The following is a 22,643-nucleotide window of genomic DNA, read 5'->3' as shown; positions in this document are numbered from 1 at the left end:
GTGGTCCTTTCCGTGATGTCCAGCGCCAAGTCATGGTTTCCCAAGACCTTTCGGCCTTTGGCGGGGTGGTCTGGAGGGGCTGTGGCCCTCCGATGATCCCTGGCCGCTTCATCGAACCCCTGGGCCTCGTCACCGGCCCCGTCGCCTTCCATGCCCTGCGCGAGGGCTTCGCCCTGCCGCTGCAGGGTGGCGACACTGCCTTCGCCTTCGTGCGGCTCATCGAGGACGGCGAGGATCTCGGCGTCGGCCCCGTGCGGGACGTGCCGGAGGATTGGCAGGAAGCGTTGCAGGCCCTTGCCCAGCGCCCTGCACCCTTCGCCGGGCTGCCGACCGACCGGCCGCTGGTGATGGGCATCGTCAACGTCACGCCCGACAGCTTCTCCGATGGCGGCCGGCATTTCGACGCGCGCGAGGCGATCGCTGCCGGCCACGCCATGCTGGAGGCCGGTGCGGACATCCTCGACATCGGCGGCGAGTCCACGCGGCCGGGCTCCGCGACAGTGACGGCGGAGGAGGAGATCGCGCGCATCCTGCCGGTGGTGCGGGACCTGGCGAAGGCCGCGCCGGTCAGCGTGGACACGCGCAACGCGGCGACGATGCGGGCCGCGCTGGATGCGGGGGCGGAGATCGTCAACGACATCTCCGCGCTGCGGCATGACGCGGAGGCGATGGCGCTCGTCGCGCAATCCGAGGCGCCGGTCATCCTGATGCACATGCCGGGGGACGATCCGGCGACGATGCAGGCGCTTGCCGACTATGACGATGTCGCGCTGGAGGTCGCGGGCTTCCTGCGTGACCGCGTCGCCGCCTGCGAGGCGGCGGGCATTCCGCGCGGGCGCATCGCCGTCGATCCCGGCATCGGCTTCGGCAAGACCATGGCGCACAACCTGGCGCTGATCGAAAGGTTGCCGCTGCTGACGGCGCTGGGGTGCCGGGTGGTGCTCGGGGTGTCGCGCAAGCGCTTCATCGGCACGCTGTCGGGCGTGGAGGAGGCCGCGAGGCGCGTGCCTGGGAGCGTCGCCGCTGCGCTAGCGGGCGCGGCGCGGGGGGCATCGGTGCTGCGGGTGCATGACGTGGCGGAGACGGTGCAGGCGCTTGCCGTCTGGCAGGCCTGCCTGGCGGGGCGCGCTCCGGAGTAGGGGGGCGCTGCCCCTACAACCCCCGCCAAAGGCACAGGGCCTTTGGAAACCAATACGTGATACGAGCGGCACGCGTTCTTGACTCGTGCCGAGGCCGCGAATGCGGCCCGCCGGCAGTCCGGCGAAGCCAAGCAGACCGGAGGTTTGCGCCCGGCGCCTGAGGGCATGAGTCACCGCGGGTGCAGGGGACCGTGTCGCCTGCCGGGGGAGCCCGAGGGGGCGACGCCCCCTCGGAAACGCGAAACCCCCGGAGCGTCGCCGCCCCGGGGGTCCCGGTTACGCACCAAGGCGCGGGAGGATCACTCCTCGCCGGCCATCTCGCGGCGGCGGCGGATCGCCGCGCCCAGGATGTCGCCGAGCGAGGCGCCGGAGTCGGCCGAGCCGTACTCCTTCATCGCCTCGCGTTCTTCCTCGACTTCCTTGCCCTTGATGGTCAGGGCGAGGCGGCGGGCGGCGCGGTCCACCGCGGTCACCTTCGCGTCGACCTTCTCGCCGATCGCGAACTTGTCCGGGCGCTGGTCGGCGCGGTCGCGGGCGAGCTCGGCGCGGCGGATGAAGCCGGTGAGCACGTCGTCGACCTTCACCTCGATGCCGTTGGCCTCGACCTTCGTCACCACGCAGGTGACGATGTCGCCCTTGCGCACGCGGTCCAGCACCTCGGCGGCCGGATCGGCCTCGAGCTGCTTGATGCCGAGGGAGATGCGCTCCTTTTCGACGTCCACGTCCAGCACCTTCGCCTTGACGATCTGGCCCTTGTTGTAGGCCTGCATCGCCACTTCGCCGGCTTCGTCCCAGGACAGGTCGGACATGTGGACCATGCCGTCGATGTCCGGGCCGACGCCCACGAACAGGCCGAACTCGGTGATGTTGCGGATCTCGCCCTCGATGATCGAGCCCGGCGGGTGCGCTTCCAGGAAGAGCTCCCACGGGTTGCCCTGGGCCTGCTTGAGGCCGAGCGAGATGCGGCGCTTCGGCTCGTCCACGTCGAGGATCATCACGTCCACCTGCTCGGAGGTCGCGACGATCTTGCCCGGGTGGACGTTCTTCTTCGTCCAGGACATCTCGCTGACGTGCACGAGGCCCTCGACGCCCGGCTCCAGCTCCACGAAGGCGCCGTAGTCGGTGATGTTGGTCACGCGGCCGGCGAACTTGGCGCCCACCGGGTACTTGAGCGCCACGCCGTCCCACGGGTCGGACATGAGCTGCTTCATGCCGAGGCTGATGCGCTGGGTCTCCGGGTTGAAGCGGATGACCTGCACCTTCACCGGCTGGCCGATGGTCAGGGCCTCGGAGGGGTGGTTGATGCGGCGCCAGGCGATGTCGGTGACGTGCAGCAGGCCGTCCACGCCGCCGAGGTCCACGAAGGCGCCGTAGTCGGTGATGTTCTTCACCACGCCGTCGAGGATCATGCCTTCCTTGAGGCCCTGGATCAGCTCGCTGCGCTGCTCCGCACGGGTCTCCTCGAGCACCGCACGGCGCGACACCACGATGTTGCCGCGGGCGCGATCCATCTTGAGGATCTGGAAGGGCTGGGGCGAGCCCATGAGCGGGCCGACGTCGCGCACCGGGCGGATGTCGACCTGGGAGCCCGGAAGGAAGGCCACCGCACCGCCGAGGTCGACGGTGAAGCCGCCCTTCACGCGGCCGAAGATCACGCCGTTGACGCGCTGGTTGGCCTGGAAGGACTTCTCCAGGTTGGTCCAGGCCTCCTCGCGGCGGGCCTTCTCGCGGGACAGGACGATCGAGCCGTCCCGGTCCTCGTAGCGCTCGACGAAGAGCTCGATCAGGTCGCCCGGCTTGACCTCGGCCTTCTGGCCGGGGGCGGCGAATTCCTTGAGGGGCACGCGCCCCTCGCTCTTGAGGCCGACGTCGACGACCGCAACGTCATCGTCCACACGAACGACGCGGCCCGTGACGACGGAGCCGGCGAAGCCGGTGTCAGGGCCGAGGGTGGCGTCGAGAAGGGCGGCGAAATCCTCGCTGCCCGCGCGGTCGGCGGTAATGGTGGCCATGCAGTCCTGTGCTTTCCGGTGTCACCCGCCACAGCGCGGCGGGAGATGCGGCCTGCGCCCCCGCCAGCGCGGGAACGTCTTGGTCCGGCGCGCCTTCGCGGCGTTCGATCCGGACCCGATGGGTGGGCGCGTGTCGGTCCGCCCGCTTCCGGCCCCGGCGATACCGCCAGGACAATGTCTTTCCTGAATGGAAGGACACGCGCGCTTAGGCTTACGCAGAAGAAGAGTCAAGAAGATCGGGGGAGCGAACTCCCCCGAACCCCCGCCTTTTTCTGCCATTCCGCCCTCGCGGCCGGTCAGCCCGAAGCGCGGCGACGGCTGCGGGACTGCAGCCAGGACACCGCCAGCAGCAACAGCACCGAAAAGGCCACCAGCATCGCGGCGGCGGCCGTCGTCGTCAGGCTGATCTGGTCGTTGAGGCCGGAGAACATCTGGCGCGGCAAGGTGCGCTGCGCCGGGCCGGCGACGAACAGGGCCACCACCACCTCATCCAGCGAGGTCGCGAAGGCGAAGACGGCGCCGGCCGCCACGCCCGGGGCGATCTGCGGCAGGCAGACGCGGAAGAAGGCACGCAAGGGGCCGGCGCCACAGGCGGCGGCGGCGCGCAGTTGCACCGGATCGAAGCCCTCCAGCGAGGCGAGGACCGTCACCACCACGAAGGGCGCACCAAGCGCGGCATGGGCGACCACGAGACCGGTATGGGTCGCCACCAGGCCGAGCGGCCCGAAGGCCAGCAGCAGGGCGACCGCCACGACGATCACCGGCACCACCATCGGCGCCAGCACCACCCCCATCGCCACGGCACGGAAGGCCCCCTTCGCGCGCCAGAGGCCGAAGGCCGCCGGAGTGCCGAGCACCGTCGCCAGCGCCGCCGCCGCCGCCCCGATGCCGAGCGAGTTCCACAGGGCCGGCAGCCAGAAGTCGGATCCGAAGAAATCCTGGTACCAGCGCAGCGACAGCCCCGGCAGCGGGTAGAACAGGAAGGACCCCGCCGAGAAGGAGAGCGGCACGATCGCCACGATCGGCGCGAGCAGGAACAGCGCCACCAGCACCCCGGCCGCCCAGAGGACCGCGCGCCCCATCACGCCGCCCCCGGCCGGCGGAAGCCGGCCAGCCTGCCATAGAGCGCGACACACAGCCCGACCGCGACCAGCAGCATCAGCGAGAGCGCGGCCGCCAGCCCCCAGTTCACGCTGCGCGTCGCGTAGAAGCCGACGAACCAGGCCAGCATCTGGTCGTTCGGCCCGCCGAGCAGCGCCGGCGTCACGTAGAAGCCAAGCGCCTGGATGAAGACCAGCAGGCACCCCGCCCCGACCCCCGGCAGGGACAGCGGCAGGGTGATGCGCAGGAAGGCGCGCCAGGGCGCCGCGCCGAGGGAGGCCGCCGCGCGCGGCAGGCGCGGATCCAGTGCCCGGAAGGTCGCGACCAGGGGCAGCACCATGAAGGGCAGCAGGATGTGCACCATCGCCAGCACCACGGCGAAGCGGTTCATCATCAGCGGCAGCGGCGACTCGATCAGCCCGGCGCCGCGCAGCGCCACATTCACCACGCCTTCCCGCTGCAGCAGCACCATCCAGGCCGCGGTGCGCACCACGAGAGAGATCCAGAAGGGCAGCATCACCGCCCCGAGCAGCAGGGTGGAGGCCCGCCCGCCGGCCGTCGCGATCAGCCAGGCGAGGGGCCAGCCCAGCGCCAGGCAGGCGGCGGTCACGAGCAGGGAGATCCACAGGCTGCGCAGCAGCACGGCGCGGAAGACCGACTGGTCCTCCGGTGCCGCGCGGATGGCGCCCGTCGCATCCTGCCGCAGGTCGAGCGCCGTCAGCACATGGAAGGAGGAGAGCGGCCCGCCGGCGCGGCGGATGGCGCCCCAGGTCTCCGCCTGGTTCCATTCGTCGCTGATGGCGAGCACCGCGTCGCGCGCCGGCCCGTCGAAGGCGGCCTCGGCGCGCCGCGCCGTCATCGGCAGCAGGCCGCGGAAGCCCGGCCGGTCGGCATTGAGCCGCGCCGCGGCGCGCGGGATCGACCCGGCGCCGGTCTCGCGGTCCCGCGCGCGGGCCTCGCGCAGATCCGCGACCAGGGCGGCGAAGGCATCCTCCCCCGGCACGGCGGCGCCGTCCCACGCGGCCAGCACCGCGACCGTGCGCGGCAGCACCGGCGCCACCTCGCTGTCCGACGCGGCGCGCCAGAGGAATGCCCCGATCGGCGCCACGAAGCTCAGCAGCAGGAACAGCAACAGCGGCGCCGTGAGCAGCGCCGCCGCGGAGGTTCGTTTCACGGCATGCCCGGCGCCAGGTGCCAGAAAAAGGAGGGGGTGCGGGGGAGTTCTCTCCCCCGCGCCTCCTTCACCGCGACACCCAGGTGTTGAACCGCTGGGTCAGCCGGTCGAGGTTGTCGAGCCAGAAGCGGTCGCCGAGGTGCAGCGCATCCCGCAGGTTCTGCGGTGCCGTCGGCAGGTCCGGCAGCAGGTCCGCCGGCAGGCGTTCGTTCACGCCCTTGGCAGTGACGCCGTAGGGGATCTTCGGCGGCAGCCCGGCCTGGATCTCGGGCCGGCCGACGAATTTCAGGAACTCGAGCGCGCGCGCCTTGTTCGGGCTGCCCTTCATGATCACCCAGGAATCCAGGGTGAAGATGTTGTTGGTCCAGACGATCGCGAAGTTGCGGCCATCGGTCGCGTTGGCGGCCGAGATGCGGCCGTTGTAGGCGACGGTCAGCGCCACCTCGCCCGAGGCCAGCCATTGCGGCGGCTGGGCGCCGCGTTCGAACCAGGCGAGATCCGCCTTGATGCTGTCGAGCTTGCGGAAGGCGCGATCGACGCCGGCGGCGGTGCCGAGCACCTGGTAGACCTGGGCCGGCGGCACACCATCGGCCATCAGCGCCATTTCCAGCGTCGTCTTCGGGCCCTTGCGCATGCCGCGCTTGCCGGGGAAGCGGGCGGTGTCGAAGAAATCCGCCCAGTTCGCCGGCCCCTGCGCCATGCGCGCGCGGTCATAGGCGATGATGAAGGAGTAGAGGATGGCGCCGACCCCGTGGTCGTGCACCGCCTCCGGGATATAGGCGTCGCGGCCGCCGATCGCGGCCCAGTCGAGCGGCTCGAACAGGCCCTCGTCGGCGCCGATCAGCAGTTCCTCGCTTTCCACCTGGACCACGTCCCAGGTGTTGGCGCCGGAGGCGATGCGGGAGCGCAGCACGCCGATGCCACCATCCCAGGTCTCTTCCAGCATGCGGCTGCGCGTCGCCTGCTGGAAGGGCCGGAAATAGACCTCCCGCTGCGCATCCTGGTAGGCGCCGCCCCAGGAGACGACGGTCAGGTCGCGGCCCTGTGCGCCCGCCGTGCCGGGCAGGGTGGCGGCGGCCGCACCGGCGGCCAGGCCCGCCTTCAGGACATCGCGTCGGAACATCATGGACTCTCCCTGTCTTGCGGACGGAAGCCTAGACCCGGGCGGGGGGAGGGCGGAAGGCGAAGGCGGCACCTTCCGTCCAGGCGATCGCCGCCGGGCCGCCCGGTTCCGGCAGGGTACCCACGCCGGCCGGCCGCTTGGCGAGGATCTCCCCGCCATCGCCGACCGAAAGCCGCAGCCGGACATGGTCGCCGAGGAAGATCGCTTCCTGCAGGATCGCCGGCAGCGCGCCCTCGCCGAGGTCGGAGGCGGTGACGCCTGCCACCGCGACGCGCTCCGGCCGGATGGCGACCAGGCAGGATTCGCCACGGCCGCCGCAATCCGCCGCCGTCGCCGCCACGACCGGGCCGCAGGCGAGGCGGATGATGCAATCCTCGCCGTCGCGCGTCTCGATGGTGCCGGGCAGCAGGTTGTTCTCGCCGACGAAGCCGGCGACGAAGGCATCCGTCGGGCGGTCATAGAGGCGGCGCGGATCGGCGCATTGGCGGATGCGCCCGCCCTCGAACACCGCGATGCGATCGGAGAGGGTCAGCGCCTCCGCCTGGTCGTGCGTCACGTACATCATCGTCACGCCGAGGCGCTGGTGGAGGTGGCGGATCTCGAGCTGCATCTCCTCCCGCAGCGCCTTGTCGAGCGCGCCCAGGGGTTCATCCAGCAGCACGATCGGGGGTTCGAAGACCATGGCGCGAGCCAGCGCCACGCGCTGCTGCTGCCCGCCCGAAAGCTGCTGCGGGCGGCGGTCCGCGAAGCCCTCCAGCCGCACCATGGCGAGGGCCTTGCGCACCCGTTCCTCCCGCTCGGCGCGGGAGACGCCGCGGACGGAGAGCGGGAAGGCGACGTTCTCCGCCACGCTCATGTGCGGGAACAGGGCATAGGACTGGAACACGACGCCGATGCCGCGCCGGTGGGGCGCGGTGTGGGCGATATCCCTGCCTTCCAGCAGGATGCGCCCGGCGGTCGGCATCTCGAAGCCGGCCAGCATCATCAGCGTGGTGGTCTTGCCGGAACCCGAGGGGCCGAGCAGCGTCAGCAGCTCGCCCCGCGCGATGTCGAGGTCGAGCGCCTGCACGGCGGCAGGCCCGCTCGCGCCATAGGTCTTCCGCACGCCTTCGAAACGCACCAGCGGGTCGGCCATGCCGCTGCATCCGGCGGCCGGGCGCGCTTGTCAACGGCTTGCCGTGCCGTGCCATGGCCGGTAACGCGGCGGCACGAGGAAGGAACATCCGGACATGAGCGACACCGCCGCTGAACCCAGCCTGATCGCCCGCCGCGAGGGCATCGCCGGGACCCTGCTGATGAACCGCCCCAAGGCGCTCAACGCGCTGGACCAGGCGATGATCCGCGCCTTCGCCGCCGCCATCGCGGAATGGAAGGACGACGCCGCGGTGAAGCTGGTGGTGCTGGAAGGGGCCGGCGGCCGGGCCTTCTGCGCCGGCGGGGACGTGCGGGCCGTGCGCGCCGCCTCGGTCGCCGGGGACCGGGCGACGGTCGAGGCCTTCTTTTCCGAGGAATACGCCGTCAACGCCGGCATCGCGACCTTCCCCAAGCCCTGGGTCAGCCTGATCGACGGCGTCTGCATGGGCGGCGGCATCGGCGTCGCGGTCCACAACGGCCCGCGGGTGGTGACGGAGCATGCGCTGGTCGCCATGCCGGAGACGGCGATCGCGCTGTTCCCGGATGTCGGCACTTCCTACGTGCTGCCGCGCCTGCCCGGCGCGGTCGGCACCTGGCTGGCGCTGACCGGGGCGCGGTTGACCGGGGCGGATTCGGTCCATGCCGGGCTTGCGACCCATTTCGTCCCGCGCGAGAAGCTCGCCGCGCTGCGCGCCGCGCTGGTCGCAGAAGGGGCCGGCGCCGTGGCGCGCTTCGCCGAGACGCCGGCCGAGGCCTCCTTCGCGCCGCACCGCGCGGCGATCGACCGCTGCTTCAGCCTCGGCAGCGTTGCGGCCATCCTCGCCGCGCTGGATGCCGAGGGCACGGAATGGGCCGCGGCGCAGGCGAAGATCCTGCGGCGGATGTCGCCGACCTCGCTGTGCGTCTCGCTCGAGTTGCTGCGGCGCGGGGCGGGGCAGGACCTGGCGGGGTGCCTGGCGACGGAGCTCGCCCTGACGCGCGTCGTGGTCCACGACCATCCGGATTTCGTCGAGGGCGTGCGGTCCGTCCTGGTGGACAAGGACGGCGCGCCGAAATGGCAGCCGGCGCGGGTCGAGGATGTCGATCCCGCGGCGATCCGGCGCATGTTCGGCGGGTAGGGGCCGGTCTGGCGTGAAGGCCGGAGGGGCGCCGCCCCTCCGGACCACCCCGCCAGGGTGCAGTGCACCCTGGACCGGCCGATACTTGGTGCCGGGCTTGACTGCCACGCCCGCACGACGAAGCGCCTTTCGGACACGGGACCCCCGGGGGCGTCCCGGGCTGCGGGCGCGGCGCATTCCTCGTCGCCGCGGAACACCTGCCATGCCCGGCGCCAAGTTGCGGTTTCCAAAGGCCTTTCGGCCTTTGGTGGGGAGAGGTCCGGAGAGGGGCGACGCCCCTTTCCGGATCCGGTTGCCCGGCAGGTCGGGTGCGTGCTTCCCCGCAGCCAAATTATTCAACCAAACAGTTGACTGTCAAACCGCGCGCCCCTACACTTAACTGCATGGTTGAATTATCGATTCCGCACCTGGACACCGTCTTCCACGCCCTCGGCGATGCCACGCGCCGGCGGATGCTGCGGGAGCTTGCCCGGGGCGAGCGGACGGTGGGCCAGCTCGCGGAGCCGTTCGCGATCTCGCTCGCTGCGGCCTCCAAGCACATCAGGGCGCTGGAGAATGCCGGGCTGATCCGCCGCGAGGTGCGTGGCCGCACGCATCTGTGCCGGCTCGACCCCGGACCGCTCGCCGCCGCCCATCGGTGGCTGACCTCCTACGAGCGCTTCTGGACCGATCGGCTGGACGTGCTCGAACGGCTCCTCCGCGAGGAGGAGGCAGGCCGATCCACCACCCCCGCAGGAGACGACCGATGAACGACGTTGCGCCGCTCGACACCTATGGCGTGCTGACCGAGCCCGCCACGCTGACGATCCAGCGCCACCTGCCCGGCCCGATCGAACGCATCTGGGCCTACCTCACGGATGGCGAGCTGCGCCGCCGGTGGCTGGCGGCGGGCACGATGGAGATGACTGTCGGCTCCAGCTTCGAGCTGGTCTGGCGCAATGACGAGCTGACCGACCCGCCCGGCCGGCGGCCGGAGGGCTTCGCCGCCGAGCACCGCATGCAGGGACGGATCACCGAACTCGATCCGCCTCGCCGGCTTTCCATCACCTGGGGCAGCACGGGCGGCGTGACCTTCGATCTGGCGCCGGCGGGCAGCAGGGTGCTGCTCACCGTAACGCATCATCGCGTGACCGATCCTGCGATCCTGCTGCGCGTCAGCGCGGGCTGGCACATGCATCTCGACATCCTGGTCGCCCGCGCGTCGGGACAGGAGCCGGCGCCGTTCTGGGATGGCTGGAACCGTCTGCATCAGGACTACGCCCGGCGCATGCAGGGCTGACGTCGGTTTTCAGGCGGGGGCGTCGGCCCGGCCTGCGGGCCGGGCCGACGCCTTCCCCGGTCAGCCGCGCCGGATGTTCCACGGATAGGGCGCATTGCCCGGCACGAAGCCGGTCAGGCCACTGCGATAGGCCGTCGCGATGAAGAACTGGCCGAGCGGCAGCACCGGCGCGTTCTCGAAGGATTCGCGCTGGATCAGGTCGGCCAGGCGCTTCTGCTCGGCTTCCGTCTCCGCCAGCAGCCATTGCGCCGCGGCTTCCTCCACGCGCGGGTTGGCGTACCAGCCGAACCAGCCGCGCTCGCCCTGGCCGCGCAGGGTCGCGTTCACCGCCGGGTTGATGATGGACACCGACGGCCACCAGGTATGGAAGATCGACCAGCCGCCGCGCTCCGGCGGTTCCTTGCTGGCGCGCCGCTGCACCACGGAACCCCAGTCGGTTTCCACCAGTTCGACGTTCATGCCGAGCCGGCGCAGCAGGTCCGCCGTCACATGGCCGAAGGGGCCGATGGTCGGGAAGTCGGTCGGGTTGATGATGACGATGCGCTCGCCATTGTAGCCCGCGGCGCGGATGGCGGCCCGCACGCGGTCGAGGTCGCGCGGCCCGCGCAGCAGGTCGTTGCCCGTCGCGCTCTCATAGGTTGTGCCGCAGGGCCACATCGACGGGCAGATACGCATGGCGGCGGCGTCATTGCCGGTGACGCCGCGCAGGTAGTCGTCCTGGTTGATCGCGCCGAGCAGGGCGCGCCGCACCGCCGGCTTGTCGAAGGGCGGATGCAGGCAGTTGAAGCGCGCGACGCCGATATAGCCGAGGGTGTTCAGCACCTCGACCTGCACGCCGCGGGCGCGGCGCAGCAGCGGGGCGAGGTCGGCGTTGATCTGCTCCCACCAGTCGATCTCGCCGGCCTGCAGCGCGGCCGCGGCGGTCGCGCTGTCGGGCATGATGGTCCATTCGACGCGCTCCATCATCGCGACCTTGCCGCCGGCGGTGCGCGACGGCGCTTCCTGCCGCGGCACGTATCCGTCGAACTTCGCATAGGCCGCGCGGCTGCCCGAGACGTATTCGTCCTTCAGGAACCGATAGGGGCCGGAGCCGATCACCTCGGTCATCTGCTGGAAGGGATCGGTGCGCGCGATGCGTTCCGGCATCATGAAGGGCACCACCGCCGCGGGCTTGGCGAGCGCTTCCAGCAGCAGGGGGAAGCGCGACTTCAGGCGGATGCGGATGGTGCGGTCGTCGGCGGCGTCCCAGGCCTCCACCACGGCGCCGAGGGACTGGCCGAAGGTGTCGCGCCGGCTCCAGCGCGCCAGACTCGCGGCGCAGTCGCGTGCGAGCACGGGCTCGCCGTCGTGCCAGCGCAGCCCGTCCCGCAGGCGGATCAGCCAGGTGAGGCCATCGGCCGAGACCTCGTGGCTGTCGGCCATCTGCGGACGGACCTTGAGGTCGTCCGTCATGCCGTACAGCGTGTCGAACACGGTCCAGCCGTGGTTCTCCGTCACCGCCGCCGTGGTCCAGATCGGGTCGAGCGAGGTGAGGTTGGCCTGCGGCACGAAGCGCAGCACGCGCGCCCTGGCCGGCTGCGCCAGGGCCGGCGCGGCGAGGCCGGCCATGGTGGCCGCGAGCAGGTCCCTGCGATGCATCATCGTCTGCCCCTTGCTTCCCTGTCGCGCGGGAGCATGTCACCGGCGTGCCGGTCGGCACAACAGCCCGGTTCGGGCACGGACGCAGGTCGCGGCCGCGGCATTCCGGCGCAGCTTCACGAGGGCGATCGCATCCGCAGGCTCCGCGGGAACGCTGCCGGAGACAGGCTGGCCAGCCCGGCAATGCGGTGCAACACTCTTCGCGAGATCCGATCGATCAGGCGGAGCGAGCCGGCACGCATGCCCCCGACCAGGGTTCCCGAACGCGCGTGGCGTCTCCGCCGGTGACGCGCATCGCCGAGATCGAGGTCATTCCGGTCGAGTGTCCGGTGGCCGTGCCCTATGGTTCCTCCCGCGGGCTGGTGCCGAGGCGCGGTGCCGGCATCATCCGGCTGCTGACCGATGACGGCATCGAAGGCATCGGCGAGGCATGGGGGCCGGCAGCGGTCAGCCGCGCCTATCTCGATGTGGTGAAGGCGCGCTTCGTCGGCGAGAGCCTGTTCGCGCAGCGCGGCGTCGCGCAGGGCATCCTGGCCGGCTTCTACCATTTCGGCACGGCGAATGGTCTGGTGGCACTGCTGGGCGGCATCGACATCGCGGCGCATGACGCGATGGGCAAGCGGCTTGGCGTCTCGGTGGCGGAGCTGATCGGCGGCCGCCTGCGGGAGAGCGTGCCGGTCTATGGCTCCGGTGGATATTTCACGGCGGAGGACGACCAGGCGGCGGCGCTGGCGCGGCAGTTGGAACGCGCCGCGGCGGCGGGGCATGTCGCGCACAAGATCAAGATCGGCCGCAGCCCGAAGCAGGATGCGCAACGTTGCGCGCTCGCGCGGCGCATCATCGGGCCGGACGCCATCCTGACCGTGGACGGCAACGGCAACTACACGGCGGACGGCGTGCTCGAGAGCATGCGCCGCATCGCCGACCGGGACATCCACTGGTACGAGGAACCCGTCGCGCCGCAGGACTGGGGAGGCTACGCGCAACTGCGCGACCGCGCGCCGATCCCGGTCGCGACGGGGGAGGCGCATTACGCCCTGTTCGACCATCGCCGCATCATCGACGGGCGGCTGGCGGCGGTGGTGCAGCCGGACCTGACGCTCTGCGGCGGGTTCGAGGTGGCGCGCACGATCGGCAGCCTGGTCTGCGCGGAGCATCTGCGGATCTCCCCGCATTGCTGGGGCACCGGCATCGGGCTCGCGGCGGCGCTGCACTTCATGGCGGCGCAGCCCTCCTACCCGGCGGGCGAGCACGTGCCGCTGCCGGCCATGCTGGAATACGACACGGGCGACAATGCGCTCCGCGACGGGTTGCTGATGGAACCGCTGCGCTACGAAGCCGGCACCTTGCGGGTGCCGGAGGGGCCAGGGCTCGGCATCGCGCTCGATCCCGCGGCGCTGAAACGCTTCGCGCCGGCATGAAGCTCGCGGCGCCGGTCCTCGAGGTCAGCGGCCTCTCGGTCGCCTTCAGGGGTGGCGCCATCCAGGCGGTGGATGGCGTGGACCTCTCCATCGGGGCGGGCGAGACGCTCGCGGTGGTGGGCGAGAGCGGTTCGGGGAAATCCGTCACCGCGCTCGCCGTGCTGCGCCTGTTCGGGCGCGACGATGGTGCCGTCGCGCGCGGCCGCATCCTCTGGCGCGGCGAGGACCTGCTGGCGATGCCGGAGCCTGTGCTGCGCCGCTACCGCGGGCGGGAGATCGCGATCATCTTCCAGGACCCGGGGGCCAGCCTGAACCCGGTCTTCCCGATCGGCGAGCAGATCGCCGAGGTGCTGCGCCGCCACAACGGCACGCCGAAGCGGCAGGCGCGCGCCCAGGCGCTGACCCTGCTGCGCGACGTCGGCATCGCCGATCCGGAACGGCGGATCGACGCCTATCCGCACCAGCTTTCGGGCGGCATGCGGCAGCGGGTGATGATCGCCATCGCGCTCGCCTGCGCGCCGAAGCTGCTGATCGCGGACGAGCCGACCACCGCGCTCGACGTCACCATCCAGGCGCAGATCCTGCGGCTGCTGAAGGCGTTGCAGGCACGCACCGGCATGGGGCTGATGTTCATCACCCATGACCTCGAACTGGTGGCCGACATCGCCGACCGCATCGCGGTGATGTATGCCGGCCAGGTGGTCGAGGCCGGGCCGGCGGCGGCCGTGCTGGCGCGGCCGGCGCATCCCTACACCCGCGCGCTGCTGGACTGCCGGCCCCATCACGATGCGGAGGGCGTGGTGCGCTTCGCACCCATCCCCGGCGCGCCGCCGCGTGGGGTGTTCCCGCAGGGCTGCCGCTTCGCGCCGCGCTGCGCGCTGGCGGAGGAGGCGTGCCGCGCCGCCGCCATGCCCCTCGCGACCGCCGCGCCGCGCCACGAGACGCGCTGCCGCTGCTGGGAGGTGCTCGCGTGACGCCGCTGGTCTCCCTGCGGGGCGTTTCGCGCCATTTCCCCCTGCCGCGCCGCGGGCTGTTCACGCGCCCCGTGCTGCGCGCCGTGCAGCAGGTGAGCTTCGACGTCGCGCCGGGCGAGGTCGTCGGCCTGGTCGGCGAGTCCGGTTCGGGCAAGTCCACCCTCGGGCGCGTCGCGCTCGGCCTGCTGCCGGCGACCGACGGCGCCGTGCTGTTCGAGGGCCAGGACCTCGGCGCGCTGCGGCCGGCGCAGCTCCGCGCCATGCGCCGGCATATGCAGATGGTCTTCCAGGACCCCTTCGCCTCGCTGAACCCGCGGCGGAGCATCGGCGGCGCGATCGCCGAGGTGCTGAAGCTGCACGGCCTGCCGCACGGCGAGACGGACGTCGCGGGCGCGCTGGCGCGCGTCGGGCTCGAAGCCGCCGACATGAAGCGGCGGCCGCGGCAGTTCTCCGGCGGGCAGCGGCAGCGCATCGCCATCGCCCGCGCGCTCGCGGTGCGGCCGCGCTTCCTGGTGGCGGATGAGCCCGTCTCGGCGCTCGACGTCTCGGTGCAGGCCGGCATCCTGAAGCTGCTGCAGGAGCTGCGCGGGGAACTCGGCCTCGCCATGCTGTTCATCTCCCACGACCTGACGGTGGTGGAGGCGATGGCGGACCGGGTGCTGGTGCTCTACCTCGGCCGCGTCATGGAGGCGGGGCCGGCGCGCGAGATCTTCCGCGCGCCCCGGCATCCCTATACGGCCGCGCTGCTCGCCTCCGCGCCGGGATCGAAGCGGCGCGAGATGCTGCTGCAGGGCGAGATCCCGAGCCCGGCCTCGCCGCCCTCGGGCTGCGTCTTCCGCACGCGCTGCCCGTTCGCATGGACCGCCTGCGCGGAGGAGGTGCCGCCGCTGCGCAGCCTCGCGCCCGGGCACGAGAAGGCCTGCATCCGTGACGACCTCGCCCTCTAGCCTGCTCGTCATCGGCGGCGGCGGCTTCGTCGGCGGGGCCTGCGTGCGGCATCTCGTCGCGCTCGGCCATGCCGTGCATGTCGTGGAGCCGCGGCGGCGCGACGCCATGCCGGAAGGCGCGCGATGGGTGCCCGGCGACATCGAGGACGCCGCCGGCCTGCGCGAGGCCATCGCCGCCGCCCGCCCCGATGCCATCCTGAATTTCGCGGCCTTCTCCGCCGGCCCCGTGGGCCTGGCGCGCTCCGGCGAGGCCGATCCGGAACGCGCCCTGGCGGTGAACCTGCTCGGCTTCCGGCCGCTGATGGAAGCGGCGGTGGAAGCGCGCGTGCCGCGCCTGCTGTGGTCCAGCTCGACCGTCGCCATCGGCCCGGTCGAGAAGGTCGGCGCACGCGTCACCGAGGACATGCCCTGCGCGCCGGCCACCACCTACGGCCTGACGAAGCACCTCGCCGAGCAGGCGGCGCTGTTCATGCGTCGCGTCCACGGGCTGGACGTCACCGGCATCCGCCTGCCGCTGATCTTCGGCCCGGGCCTCTGGTATGCCGGCGCGGCCGCGGCGCTGACGCGGCTGGTCGCCGCGGCCGCGCCGGGCGCGGCACCGCACGAGGCCCTGCCGGACGCGATCTTCGACGCCGCCCATGTCGAGGACGTGGCGCGGCTCTTCGCGCATCTGCTGCACGTGCCGGCGCCTGCGCCGATCTACCACCTGGCGGGCTTCACCACGTCCTGGACCGAGATCGCCGCGACGCTGGCCGATCTCGTCCCGGGATACGCTCCGCGCGTCACGCCGGCGCCGGGGCTTGTCTGGCCCCTCGTCAGCCAGCGCCGCCTGGAACAGGATACCGGCTTCGCCTGCGCCCACGACCTGCGCAGCACGCTGCGCGACATGCTGGAGCACCGTGCATGAGCATCGAACAGCGCCTGAAGGACCTCGGCATCGCCCTGCCGGCGCCGCGCCCGCCGGCCTTCGGCTACGTGCCGGTGGTGGTGGAAGGCGGCCTCGCCTGGGTGTCGGGGCAGCTTCCGTGGGACGGCGACGGGCTGATGGCCAAGGGCCGGCTCGGCGAGGGCGTGGACATCGAGACCGGCCGGGCCGTCGCGCGCTGCTGCCTGCTCAACGGCCTGTCGGTGCTGCGGGAGGCGCTGGGCTCGCTCGACCGCGTGAAGCGCGTGGTGAAGGTGGTGGGCTTCGTCAGCTCCGCATCCGGCTTCTACGAGCAGCCGGCGGTGGTGGACGGTGCCTCCCGCGTCATTGCGGAGATTTTTGGTGACGCCGGCAGGCATGCGCGCTCGGCGGTCGGCGTCGCCGCCCTGCCGCGCGACGTGCCGGTGGAGATCGAATTCGTGACGTCCGTCCTCTGAACCAGGGAGCAGGCACCATGACCGAGTTCACGCTGCCGCGGCGTACGGCGCTGCAACTGGCCTTCGGGTCCCTCGCGCTGCCCGGCCTCGCCGAGGCGCAGCAGGCGCAGATCGATCCGCTGCTCTACGGCCCCACGCCGGAGAATGCCCGGCGCGGCGGCCGCGTCACGGTCGGCAGCCTGATCGAGCCGCCGGCGCTCGACCCCTTCCGCCAGGCGGCGGATGCGCGCATCCGCGTCTCGCCGCTGATGTACCAGGGCCTGTTCTTCGAGGACCAGTCCGGCGTGCCCCGCCCCTTGCTCGCCGAGAGCGCGACCGCCGCGCCGGACGGCAAGTCCTGGACCTTCAGGCTGCGCCGCGGCGTGAAGTTCCACACCGGCCAGCCGATGTCCTCGGCCGATGTGAAGTATTCCTACGACTTCATGCGCAACGCGGCGAATGGTTCGCCGGGCGCGGGCGATCTTTCGTCGGTCACCAGCATCGACGCGCCGGACGAGTTCACCGTGGTGTTCAACCTCTCCCGCCCGAACGCCGCGCTGCCGATGACGCTGACCAACAAGTACGGCGCCGTGGTGCCGCGCGGCTTCCTCGACGACGCCAATTCCGGCACGCGGATGAACGAGATCTCGGTCGGCACCGGGCCGTTCAGGCTGAAGCAGTTCCGCCCCAACAGCACGCTGGTCTTCGAGCGCAACCCGGACTACTGGCAGCCCGGCCTGCCCTATCTGGATGAGATCACCTTCGTCACCATGCCCAACAGCGCGGCGATGGTGGTGGGGCTGCAGTCGCGGCGCATCGACCTCGCGCTGTTCTCGCGCCCGCAGGACACGCAGGCGCTGGCGAATGCGCCGGGGGTGGAGGTACGGCGCTGGCCGTCGCTGAACCAGAAGACGCTCGACCTCGACTGCAGGTACAACAACCTCGGCGACGTGCGGGTGCGCCAGGCGATCGCGCTGGCGATCGACAAGAAGACGGTGATGGACGCCTCCATCGCCGGCTACGGCACGGTGATCGGCACCATCGTCGCGGGCATGCAGGATGCCTGGGGCGTGCCGCTCGACCAGCTTGCGAACCAGCGCGTCGATCTCGACCGCGCCAGGGCGCTGCTCGCCGCCGCCGGGCATCCCAACGGCTTCGACATCGATCTGACGACCATCATCGGCTACGACTGGATGGACGCCGCGGCGGTGACGATCGCCGAGCAACTGCGGCGCATCAACATCCGCGTCAACATCCGCAAGCTCGAGCTCGGCGTCTGGATCCGCAACTTCCGCGCGCGGGAGATGGGCTTCACCTTCAACGACTGGGGCACCACGCCGGACCCCAGCCTGCTCTACTACCGCCACTTCCGCGCGGCACCCGAGGGCGCCGATTTCCGCCAGTGGAACCATGCGCAGGCGAGCGCGCTGCTCGATCGCGGCCAGGAAACCGCGGACCCCGCGGCGCGCCGCGCGATCTACGCGGAATTCCAGAAGATCCTGGCGGAGGAGGTGCCGACGATCATGATGTTCTCCGCCGACGTGCTCACCGCCAACCGCACGCGGCTGAAGAACTACGTGCAGCACGGCACCGGCTGGTATTTCGGCCTGGTGAAGGCCTGGGTGGAGGGCTGAACCCGGCATGGCCGGCTTCCTGGCGCGCAGGCTCGGCGCCGCGGCGGTCGCGGCGCTGCTGTCGAGCCTCGCGGTCTTCCTGCTGATGCGCGCGGTGCCGGGGGACATCGTCGGGCAGATGCTCGGCCAGTCCGGCGGCGACCGCGCGGCCGAGGAGGCCCTGCGCAGCTTCTTCGGGCTGGACCGGCCGCTCATCGCGCAATTCGGCGATTGGGTGGGTGCGACTCTGCAAGGCGACCTGGGCCGGTCCTGGTACCAGGGGCGGCCGGTGTCGCTGATGGTGTGGGAAGCCTTCCTCGTCACGCTGGAACTTGCCGTCGCCACGCTGCTGCTGGCGACGCTGATCGGGGTGCCGCTCGGCGTCGTGGCCGGCATCGCGCAGGGGACGCGGCTGGATGGCGCGATCCAGTCCTTCAACCTGGTCGGGCTGTCGGCGCCGGTCTTCTGGCTCGGGCTGATGCTGCTGGTGGGCACCAGCGCCGCGCTCGACTGGTCGCCGCCCTTCGCCTGGTCCGGGCCGGGGGAGGATCTGGCGGACAACATCTCCATCCTGATCCTGCCCGTGCTGTCGCTCGCGGTGCTGCAGGCCGCGGCCTACAGCCAGTTCGTGCGCGGGCTGATGATCGAGGAACTCGGCAAGGACTACATCCGCGCCGGCCGCGCCAAGGGGCTGACGCCGGCGGAACTCTACTTCAAGCACGCGCTGTCGAACGTGATGATCCCGCTCGTCACCTTCATGGGGCTGATCCTGGTGCAGATCCTCGGCGGCGTGGTGGTGATCGAATCGCTGTTCTCGCTGCCGGGGCTGGGGCGCCTGATCCTCGCCGGCATCCAGGGGCGGGACTATCCGGTGGTGCAGGGGGCGCTGTTCTTCGTCGTGATCATCGCGACGACGATCAACCTGGTGGTGGACCTGCTCTACGGGTTGCTGGACCCGCGGCTGAAGCCATGACGGCGTGGCGCCTCGGGCTGGTCCTGGCGGGATTCTTCGCGGTGCTGATCGTCGCTCCCGGCTGGGTGGCGCAGCAATCGCCCTTCGACCTCGACCCCGCCCGCGCCTTGCAGCCGCCCAGCGCCGCGCACTGGTTCGGCACGGACGATGTGGGGCGGGACGTCTTCGCGCGCGTCATCCACGGCACGCGCATCACCCTCGGGCTGGTGACGGCCTCGCTGCTGATCGCGACGGTGATCGGCGGCGGGCTCGGCATCGTCGCGGGCTTCGCGGGGAGGTGGTTCGACCTCGCGGCGGGGCGGTTCGCGGACATGGTGCAGACCTTCCCGCCGATCATCGCCGGCGTGATGATCACCGGCGTGCTCGGGCCGGGGGCGGCGAACCTGGTGCTGGCGCTCGCCGTCATCTACGTGCCGACCTTCTTCCGCATCGGCCGTTCCGCCGCGCTGGCGGAGGCGCAGCTCACCTATGTCGAGGCCTCCCGCGCCGCTGGCTTCGCGGAGGCCTCCATCCTGCTCCGCCAGGTGCTGCCCAACGTATTGCCGGTGCTGGTGCTGCAATTCGTCATCATGTTTCCGCTCGCCCTGCAGATCGAGGCGGCGCTCGGCTTCCTCGGCCTCGGCGTGGTGCCGCCGGCGCCGGACTGGGGCGCGATCCTGGAGCAGGGGAAGAACTTCATCCTGGTCGCCTGGTGGATGTCGCTGTGGCCGGGGCTGTTCGTGCTGCTCTCGGCCGCGGCGATGACGCTGCTCGGCCAGGGGCTGAGGGAGAAATTCGGCCGATGATGCGTCTCGCCCTGTTCGAGGAGGTGCTGGACAGCGCCCCGCTCACGCTGCCGCCGGCGGTGCACGGCATCTACCTGCGGCAGGGCGAGGTGACACTGGACGGCGTGCCGCTCACGCCCGACGCCGCCGTGCTTGCCAAGGGCGCGGCGAGGCTTGCCGGCACGGGCGAGGTCTGGCGCTTCGAGGTCTCCGACGCCGCGGAACTGACGGCACCGCACGAATATGCGCGCCTCGTCCTCGCACATCCGCTTGCGCGCGATCCCGCGATGCCCTTCGTCCTGCGCCTGGACCGCGTGGACTTCCCGCCGGAAGGCGCCACGCCGAAGCACGGCCATGCGGGGCCGGGCATCCGCCGGCTGCTCAGCGGTCGCCTTCTCGCGGAAGTCGGCGCGCAGGCCCACCGGATCGACGCCGGCGGCGCGTGGTTCGAAACCGGCGCCGACCCCGTGATCGGCCGCGTCATGGCGCCCGGCAGCGCCTTCATCCGCTGCATGGTGCTGGATGCGGAGCTGCTCGGCCGCCCCACCTTCCGCGCCTGGACCGAGGAGGACGCAGCAAAGCCGCGCAGCGCTTCCTACCGGCTTTTCTTCGACACCCTGACCGCACTGGATGCCGCATGACCGCGCCGATCTGGGAAGGCCTGACGGCCGAGGAACACGAATTCCAGTACAACCCCCAGCGCAGCGTGCCGGATTTCGAAGCCGCCCGTCGCCGTCGCGACCCCGCCAACACCGCCGCGCTCGAAACGCTGAAACCCGCGACCGACATCGCCTTCGGCCCGGGCGCGCTGCACGGGCTGGACCTGTTCCGCCCCGCCGGATCGGGGCCTTTCCCGGTCCATCTCTTCTTCCACGGCGGCTATTGGCGTGCGCAGGACAAGCGCAACTTCGCCTTCCTCGCCCCCTGGCTGGTCGAGCGCGGCGTGATGGTCGCGACGATGAATTATGACCTCTGCCCCGCCGTCACGCTGGACGGCACGGTGGCCTCCGCGCTCGCCGGGATGGAATGGGTGGCGGGCAACATCGCTGCGCATGGCGGCGACCCCGCCCGCATCACCATGTCCGGCCATTCGGCCGGCGCGCATCTCGTCGCCGCGGGGCTGGCGACCGACTGGACCACGCGCGGCCTGCCGGCGGACATGATCAAGGGCGCGCTGATGATCAGCGGCATCTACGACCCGACCCCCGCCATGCGCACCAGCGTCAACGCCGATATCCGCCTGACGCCGGAGATCGCCGCGCGGCACGACTACGAGGCGCTGCCGCCGCGCGCGTCCTGTCCCGCCTGGGTGATGGCCGGCGGCGAGGAGCCGGAGCACTGGATCGGCCAGTCCGTCCGCTACGCCCGGCACCTGCGCCGGCACGGGCTGAGGCCCGGGCTGCTGGTCACGCCCGGCCAGCACCATTTCGACATCCTCGACCAGTACCTGGACCCGCGGAGCGACCTGCTGCACCTGCTCGCGCGCCTGATCGGCTGACGGCCGGCCGAGGCGCGGGTTCCGGCGCGCCTTGCGGGGGCCGCGCCGGAGCGGCTTCCGTTGCCGCGAGGTAGGCCGCGAGGTAGGCCGCGAGGTCAGGGGCCGCGGATGCGGCCCGCCCGGCGTCCGAGGGAGGCGAAGGTGAATCCTTCGTCCGATTGGCGTGACGCAGACCCCGATCGGGTGCGAGAGCCCGACCGCGACCGGTTCAGCGCGCCGGCATCCGCGCCACCCAGGCGGCCAGCCCGGCCGTCACCCCGGCCGCGCCGACGAAGACCGCCGGATAGCCCGAGGCGTGCAGCACCGCGCCGAAGGCCAGCGCCCCGACGCTCTGCCCGAGGAACAGCGCCATGGCGAAGGCGGAGACGGCGGTGGCGCGCGCCTCCGGCAGGGCTTCCGTCGCGCGTGCCTGCAGCACGCCGTGGAACATGTAGAAGGCCATGCCCATCGGCACCTGCAGCAGCGCCACCACCCACCAGCCGGGCGCCAGCGCCATCCCCGCCAGCGCCGCAGCCAGCAGCGCGCCACCGACGCCGAGCAGCCCCTTCTCGCCCAGCCGCACCACCAGGCGCCTGGCGAGCCGGGTGTAGATGAAGGCGCCAAGGCCGAAGCCTGCCACCACCAGCCCCGCCTCGCCGGCCGAAAGGCCGAACCGCTCGATCAGGTAGGCGCCGATGAAGGGGAAGGCGCCGCCGAACAGCGCGGCGCCGTCCAGCGCCGCCGCCGCCATCAGCCGCCGCCCGCCGGGCGCGCGCAGGATCACCGCATAATTTGCGAGCCCGAGCCCGCGTCCGCCGCCGCCCGACCGCCCCGCCCGCAGCGCCGGCCCCAGCCGCCGCACCAGCAACCCGCCGACGCCGAACGCCATCGCCGCCAGCAACAGGAAGGAGGCGCGCCAGCCGGCGAGTTCCGCCACGATGCCGGAGGCCGGCCCGACCAGGAGCTGCGCCATCACCATGCCGGTCAGGAAGCGCCCGATCGTCGCCTGGCGGTCCTCATAGGGCACGGCATCGCCGACCCAGGCGATGGCGAGCGGGATCACCGCCCCGGCCACCAGCCCGGTCGCCGTGCGCAGCACGATCATCGACGGCAGATCCCAGGCGAGGGCGGATGCCGCCAAGCCCAGCCCGTAGAGCAGCAGCGCGATCGCCGCGACCTGCACCTTGCCGTAGCGGTCGCCGAGCGGCCCGGTGACGAACTGCCCAGCGCCATAGGCCAGCGTGAAGCCGGCGACGACCGGCGCCACCGCCGCGACGCTGACGCCCAGATCGGCGGCGAGCAGCGGCAGCAGCGGGTCCATCAGCCGCATGCCGCCGCCGGCGGCGAAGCCGGCGAGGGCGAGCAGGGGCAGGAGGGAGAGGTCGGCGCGCAAGGCGCACTCATGGGGCGCGGCG

The 22,643-nt window shown here is 71.8% G+C and carries 21 protein-coding genes; 14 read left to right on the top strand and 7 right to left on the bottom strand.

Annotated elements, in window-relative coordinates; translation table 11 throughout:
• Positions 1-92: 92 nt before the first annotated feature.
• Entirely contained in the window at positions 93-1,139 is a 1,047-nt protein-coding gene (gene folP / locus GXW74_RS13235; RefSeq protein WP_211846981.1) for a dihydropteroate synthase, read from the top strand.
• 299 nt (positions 1,140-1,438) lie between these two features.
• Here folP and rpsA read toward each other — a convergent pair whose 3' ends face one another.
• From rpsA to GXW74_RS13210, 5 genes are all read right to left on the bottom strand, one after another.
• Positions 1,439-3,151, bottom strand: coding sequence for a 30S ribosomal protein S1 (rpsA, locus tag GXW74_RS13230; RefSeq protein ID WP_211846980.1), 1,713 nt, complete (start codon positions 3,149-3,151; stop codon positions 1,439-1,441).
• A 296-nt stretch (positions 3,152-3,447) separates the two neighbouring features.
• Positions 3,448-4,233 carry an ABC transporter permease gene (locus GXW74_RS13225; protein ID WP_211846979.1) on the bottom strand — a complete coding sequence of 262 codons (786 nt, stop codon included), beginning with the start codon at positions 4,231-4,233 and terminating at the stop codon, positions 3,448-3,450.
• A complete protein-coding gene (locus tag GXW74_RS13220; protein WP_211846978.1) occupies positions 4,233-5,426 on the bottom strand; it encodes an ABC transporter permease in 1,194 nt (397 codons plus the stop codon). Before GXW74_RS13220 ends, GXW74_RS13225 begins: the two co-directional genes overlap by 1 nt.
• Positions 5,427-5,493: 67 nt before the next feature.
• Positions 5,494-6,552, bottom strand: a complete 1,059-nt coding sequence (locus tag GXW74_RS13215) for an ABC transporter substrate-binding protein (protein WP_211846977.1) — start codon at positions 6,550-6,552, stop codon at positions 5,494-5,496.
• A 28-nt stretch (positions 6,553-6,580) separates the two neighbouring features.
• Positions 6,581-7,684 (bottom strand): ABC transporter ATP-binding protein, encoded by a 1,104-nt coding sequence (locus GXW74_RS13210; RefSeq protein WP_211846976.1) that lies wholly within the window; start codon positions 7,682-7,684, stop codon positions 6,581-6,583.
• Between the two features lie 94 nt (positions 7,685-7,778).
• Between GXW74_RS13210 and GXW74_RS13205 the strand changes: the two genes are divergently transcribed.
• The 3 genes from GXW74_RS13205 to GXW74_RS13195 all read left to right on the top strand — a co-directional run bounded on the left by GXW74_RS13205 (position 7,779) and on the right by GXW74_RS13195 (position 10,080).
• Positions 7,779-8,801, top strand: coding sequence for an enoyl-CoA hydratase/isomerase family protein (locus tag GXW74_RS13205; protein ID WP_211846975.1), 1,023 nt, complete (start codon positions 7,779-7,781; stop codon positions 8,799-8,801).
• A gap of 383 nt (positions 8,802-9,184) precedes the next feature.
• On the top strand, positions 9,185-9,550 hold the full coding sequence (locus tag GXW74_RS13200) for an ArsR/SmtB family transcription factor (protein ID WP_211846974.1): 366 nt from the start codon (positions 9,185-9,187) through the stop codon (positions 9,548-9,550).
• Positions 9,547-10,080, top strand: a complete 534-nt coding sequence (locus tag GXW74_RS13195) for an SRPBCC family protein (protein WP_211846973.1) — start codon at positions 9,547-9,549, stop codon at positions 10,078-10,080. Before GXW74_RS13200 ends, GXW74_RS13195 begins: the two co-directional genes overlap by 4 nt.
• Before the next feature lie 60 nt (positions 10,081-10,140).
• On the opposite strand, the gene GXW74_RS13190 is transcribed toward GXW74_RS13195, so the two are convergent.
• Positions 10,141-11,718 carry an ABC transporter substrate-binding protein gene (locus GXW74_RS13190; RefSeq protein ID WP_211846996.1) on the bottom strand — a complete coding sequence of 526 codons (1,578 nt, stop codon included), beginning with the start codon at positions 11,716-11,718 and terminating at the stop codon, positions 10,141-10,143.
• A gap of 269 nt (positions 11,719-11,987) precedes the next feature.
• Between GXW74_RS13190 and GXW74_RS28640 the strand changes: the two genes are divergently transcribed.
• Genes GXW74_RS28640 through GXW74_RS13140 form a run of 10 tightly spaced genes read left to right on the top strand, consistent with a single transcriptional unit; the run spans position 11,988 to position 21,249 of the window.
• Entirely contained in the window at positions 11,988-13,139 is a 1,152-nt protein-coding gene (locus tag GXW74_RS28640) for a mandelate racemase/muconate lactonizing enzyme family protein (protein WP_211846972.1), read from the top strand.
• Positions 13,136-14,113 (top strand): ABC transporter ATP-binding protein, encoded by a 978-nt coding sequence (locus tag GXW74_RS13180; RefSeq protein WP_211846971.1) that lies wholly within the window; start codon positions 13,136-13,138, stop codon positions 14,111-14,113. Before GXW74_RS28640 ends, GXW74_RS13180 begins: the two co-directional genes overlap by 4 nt.
• Entirely contained in the window at positions 14,110-15,060 is a 951-nt protein-coding gene (locus GXW74_RS13175) for an ABC transporter ATP-binding protein (protein ID WP_338148225.1), read from the top strand. The genes GXW74_RS13180 and GXW74_RS13175 overlap by 4 nt, the downstream gene beginning before the upstream one ends.
• Positions 15,041-15,967: an NAD-dependent epimerase/dehydratase family protein gene (locus GXW74_RS13170; RefSeq protein ID WP_211846970.1), complete on the top strand. Its 927-nt coding sequence runs from the start codon at positions 15,041-15,043 to the stop codon at positions 15,965-15,967. Before GXW74_RS13175 ends, GXW74_RS13170 begins: the two co-directional genes overlap by 20 nt.
• On the top strand, positions 15,964-16,422 hold the full coding sequence (locus GXW74_RS13165; protein ID WP_211846969.1) for a RidA family protein: 459 nt from the start codon (positions 15,964-15,966) through the stop codon (positions 16,420-16,422). The genes GXW74_RS13170 and GXW74_RS13165 overlap by 4 nt, the downstream gene beginning before the upstream one ends.
• Before the next feature lie 17 nt (positions 16,423-16,439).
• Complete coding sequence (locus tag GXW74_RS13160; protein WP_211846968.1) at positions 16,440-18,035, top strand: ABC transporter substrate-binding protein; 1,596 nt, start codon at positions 16,440-16,442, stop codon at positions 18,033-18,035.
• A 7-nt stretch (positions 18,036-18,042) separates the two neighbouring features.
• Entirely contained in the window at positions 18,043-18,987 is a 945-nt protein-coding gene (locus GXW74_RS13155; protein WP_211846967.1) for an ABC transporter permease, read from the top strand.
• The gene (locus GXW74_RS13150) at positions 18,984-19,772 is read left to right on the top strand and encodes an ABC transporter permease (protein ID WP_211846966.1); all 789 of its coding nucleotides are present in this window, start codon (positions 18,984-18,986) and stop codon (positions 19,770-19,772) included. Before GXW74_RS13155 ends, GXW74_RS13150 begins: the two co-directional genes overlap by 4 nt.
• Complete coding sequence (locus GXW74_RS13145) at positions 19,769-20,392, top strand: cupin domain-containing protein (RefSeq protein ID WP_211846965.1); 624 nt, start codon at positions 19,769-19,771, stop codon at positions 20,390-20,392. The genes GXW74_RS13150 and GXW74_RS13145 overlap by 4 nt, the downstream gene beginning before the upstream one ends.
• Positions 20,389-21,249, top strand: a complete 861-nt coding sequence (locus tag GXW74_RS13140; RefSeq protein WP_211846964.1) for an alpha/beta hydrolase — start codon at positions 20,389-20,391, stop codon at positions 21,247-21,249. The genes GXW74_RS13145 and GXW74_RS13140 overlap by 4 nt, the downstream gene beginning before the upstream one ends.
• A gap of 208 nt (positions 21,250-21,457) precedes the next feature.
• Here the strand turns inward: GXW74_RS13140 and GXW74_RS13135 are convergent, their stop codons facing one another.
• On the bottom strand, positions 21,458-22,621 hold the full coding sequence (locus GXW74_RS13135; RefSeq protein ID WP_211846963.1) for an MFS transporter: 1,164 nt from the start codon (positions 22,619-22,621) through the stop codon (positions 21,458-21,460).
• Positions 22,622-22,643: the final 22 nt, after the last annotated feature.

Source organism: Neoroseomonas eburnea, from assembly GCF_018129005.1.
Lineage (GTDB): Bacteria > Pseudomonadota > Alphaproteobacteria > Acetobacterales > Acetobacteraceae > Neoroseomonas > Neoroseomonas eburnea.
The sequence above is the reverse complement of the archived record's forward strand: the minus strand, read 5'-3'. Positions and strand labels throughout refer to the sequence as shown.

What these genes read in the sequence shown, in the direction of transcription:
- folP (WP_211846981.1), top strand. Translation starts at nt 93, where the DNA reads ATGATCCCTGGCCGCTTCATCGAACCCCTGGGCCTCGTCACCGGCCCC.
- rpsA (WP_211846980.1), bottom strand. Translation starts at nt 3,151, where the DNA reads ATGGCCACCATTACCGCCGACCGCGCGGGCAGCGAGGATTTCGCCGCC.
- GXW74_RS13225 (WP_211846979.1), bottom strand. Translation starts at nt 4,233, where the DNA reads ATGGGGCGCGCGGTCCTCTGGGCGGCCGGGGTGCTGGTGGCGCTGTTC.
- GXW74_RS13215 (WP_211846977.1), bottom strand. Translation starts at nt 6,552, where the DNA reads ATGATGTTCCGACGCGATGTCCTGAAGGCGGGCCTGGCCGCCGGTGCG.
- GXW74_RS13210 (WP_211846976.1), bottom strand. Translation starts at nt 7,684, where the DNA reads ATGGCCGACCCGCTGGTGCGTTTCGAAGGCGTGCGGAAGACCTATGGC.
- GXW74_RS13205 (WP_211846975.1), top strand. Translation starts at nt 7,779, where the DNA reads ATGAGCGACACCGCCGCTGAACCCAGCCTGATCGCCCGCCGCGAGGGC.
- GXW74_RS13200 (WP_211846974.1), top strand. Translation starts at nt 9,185, where the DNA reads ATGGTTGAATTATCGATTCCGCACCTGGACACCGTCTTCCACGCCCTC.
- GXW74_RS13195 (WP_211846973.1), top strand. Translation starts at nt 9,547, where the DNA reads ATGAACGACGTTGCGCCGCTCGACACCTATGGCGTGCTGACCGAGCCC.
- GXW74_RS13190 (WP_211846996.1), bottom strand. Translation starts at nt 11,718, where the DNA reads ATGCATCGCAGGGACCTGCTCGCGGCCACCATGGCCGGCCTCGCCGCG.
- GXW74_RS13180 (WP_211846971.1), top strand. Translation starts at nt 13,136, where the DNA reads ATGAAGCTCGCGGCGCCGGTCCTCGAGGTCAGCGGCCTCTCGGTCGCC.
- GXW74_RS13165 (WP_211846969.1), top strand. Translation starts at nt 15,964, where the DNA reads ATGAGCATCGAACAGCGCCTGAAGGACCTCGGCATCGCCCTGCCGGCG.
- GXW74_RS13160 (WP_211846968.1), top strand. Translation starts at nt 16,440, where the DNA reads ATGACCGAGTTCACGCTGCCGCGGCGTACGGCGCTGCAACTGGCCTTC.
- GXW74_RS13155 (WP_211846967.1), top strand. Translation starts at nt 18,043, where the DNA reads ATGGCCGGCTTCCTGGCGCGCAGGCTCGGCGCCGCGGCGGTCGCGGCG.
- GXW74_RS13150 (WP_211846966.1), top strand. Translation starts at nt 18,984, where the DNA reads ATGACGGCGTGGCGCCTCGGGCTGGTCCTGGCGGGATTCTTCGCGGTG.
- GXW74_RS13145 (WP_211846965.1), top strand. Translation starts at nt 19,769, where the DNA reads ATGATGCGTCTCGCCCTGTTCGAGGAGGTGCTGGACAGCGCCCCGCTC.
- GXW74_RS13140 (WP_211846964.1), top strand. Translation starts at nt 20,389, where the DNA reads ATGACCGCGCCGATCTGGGAAGGCCTGACGGCCGAGGAACACGAATTC.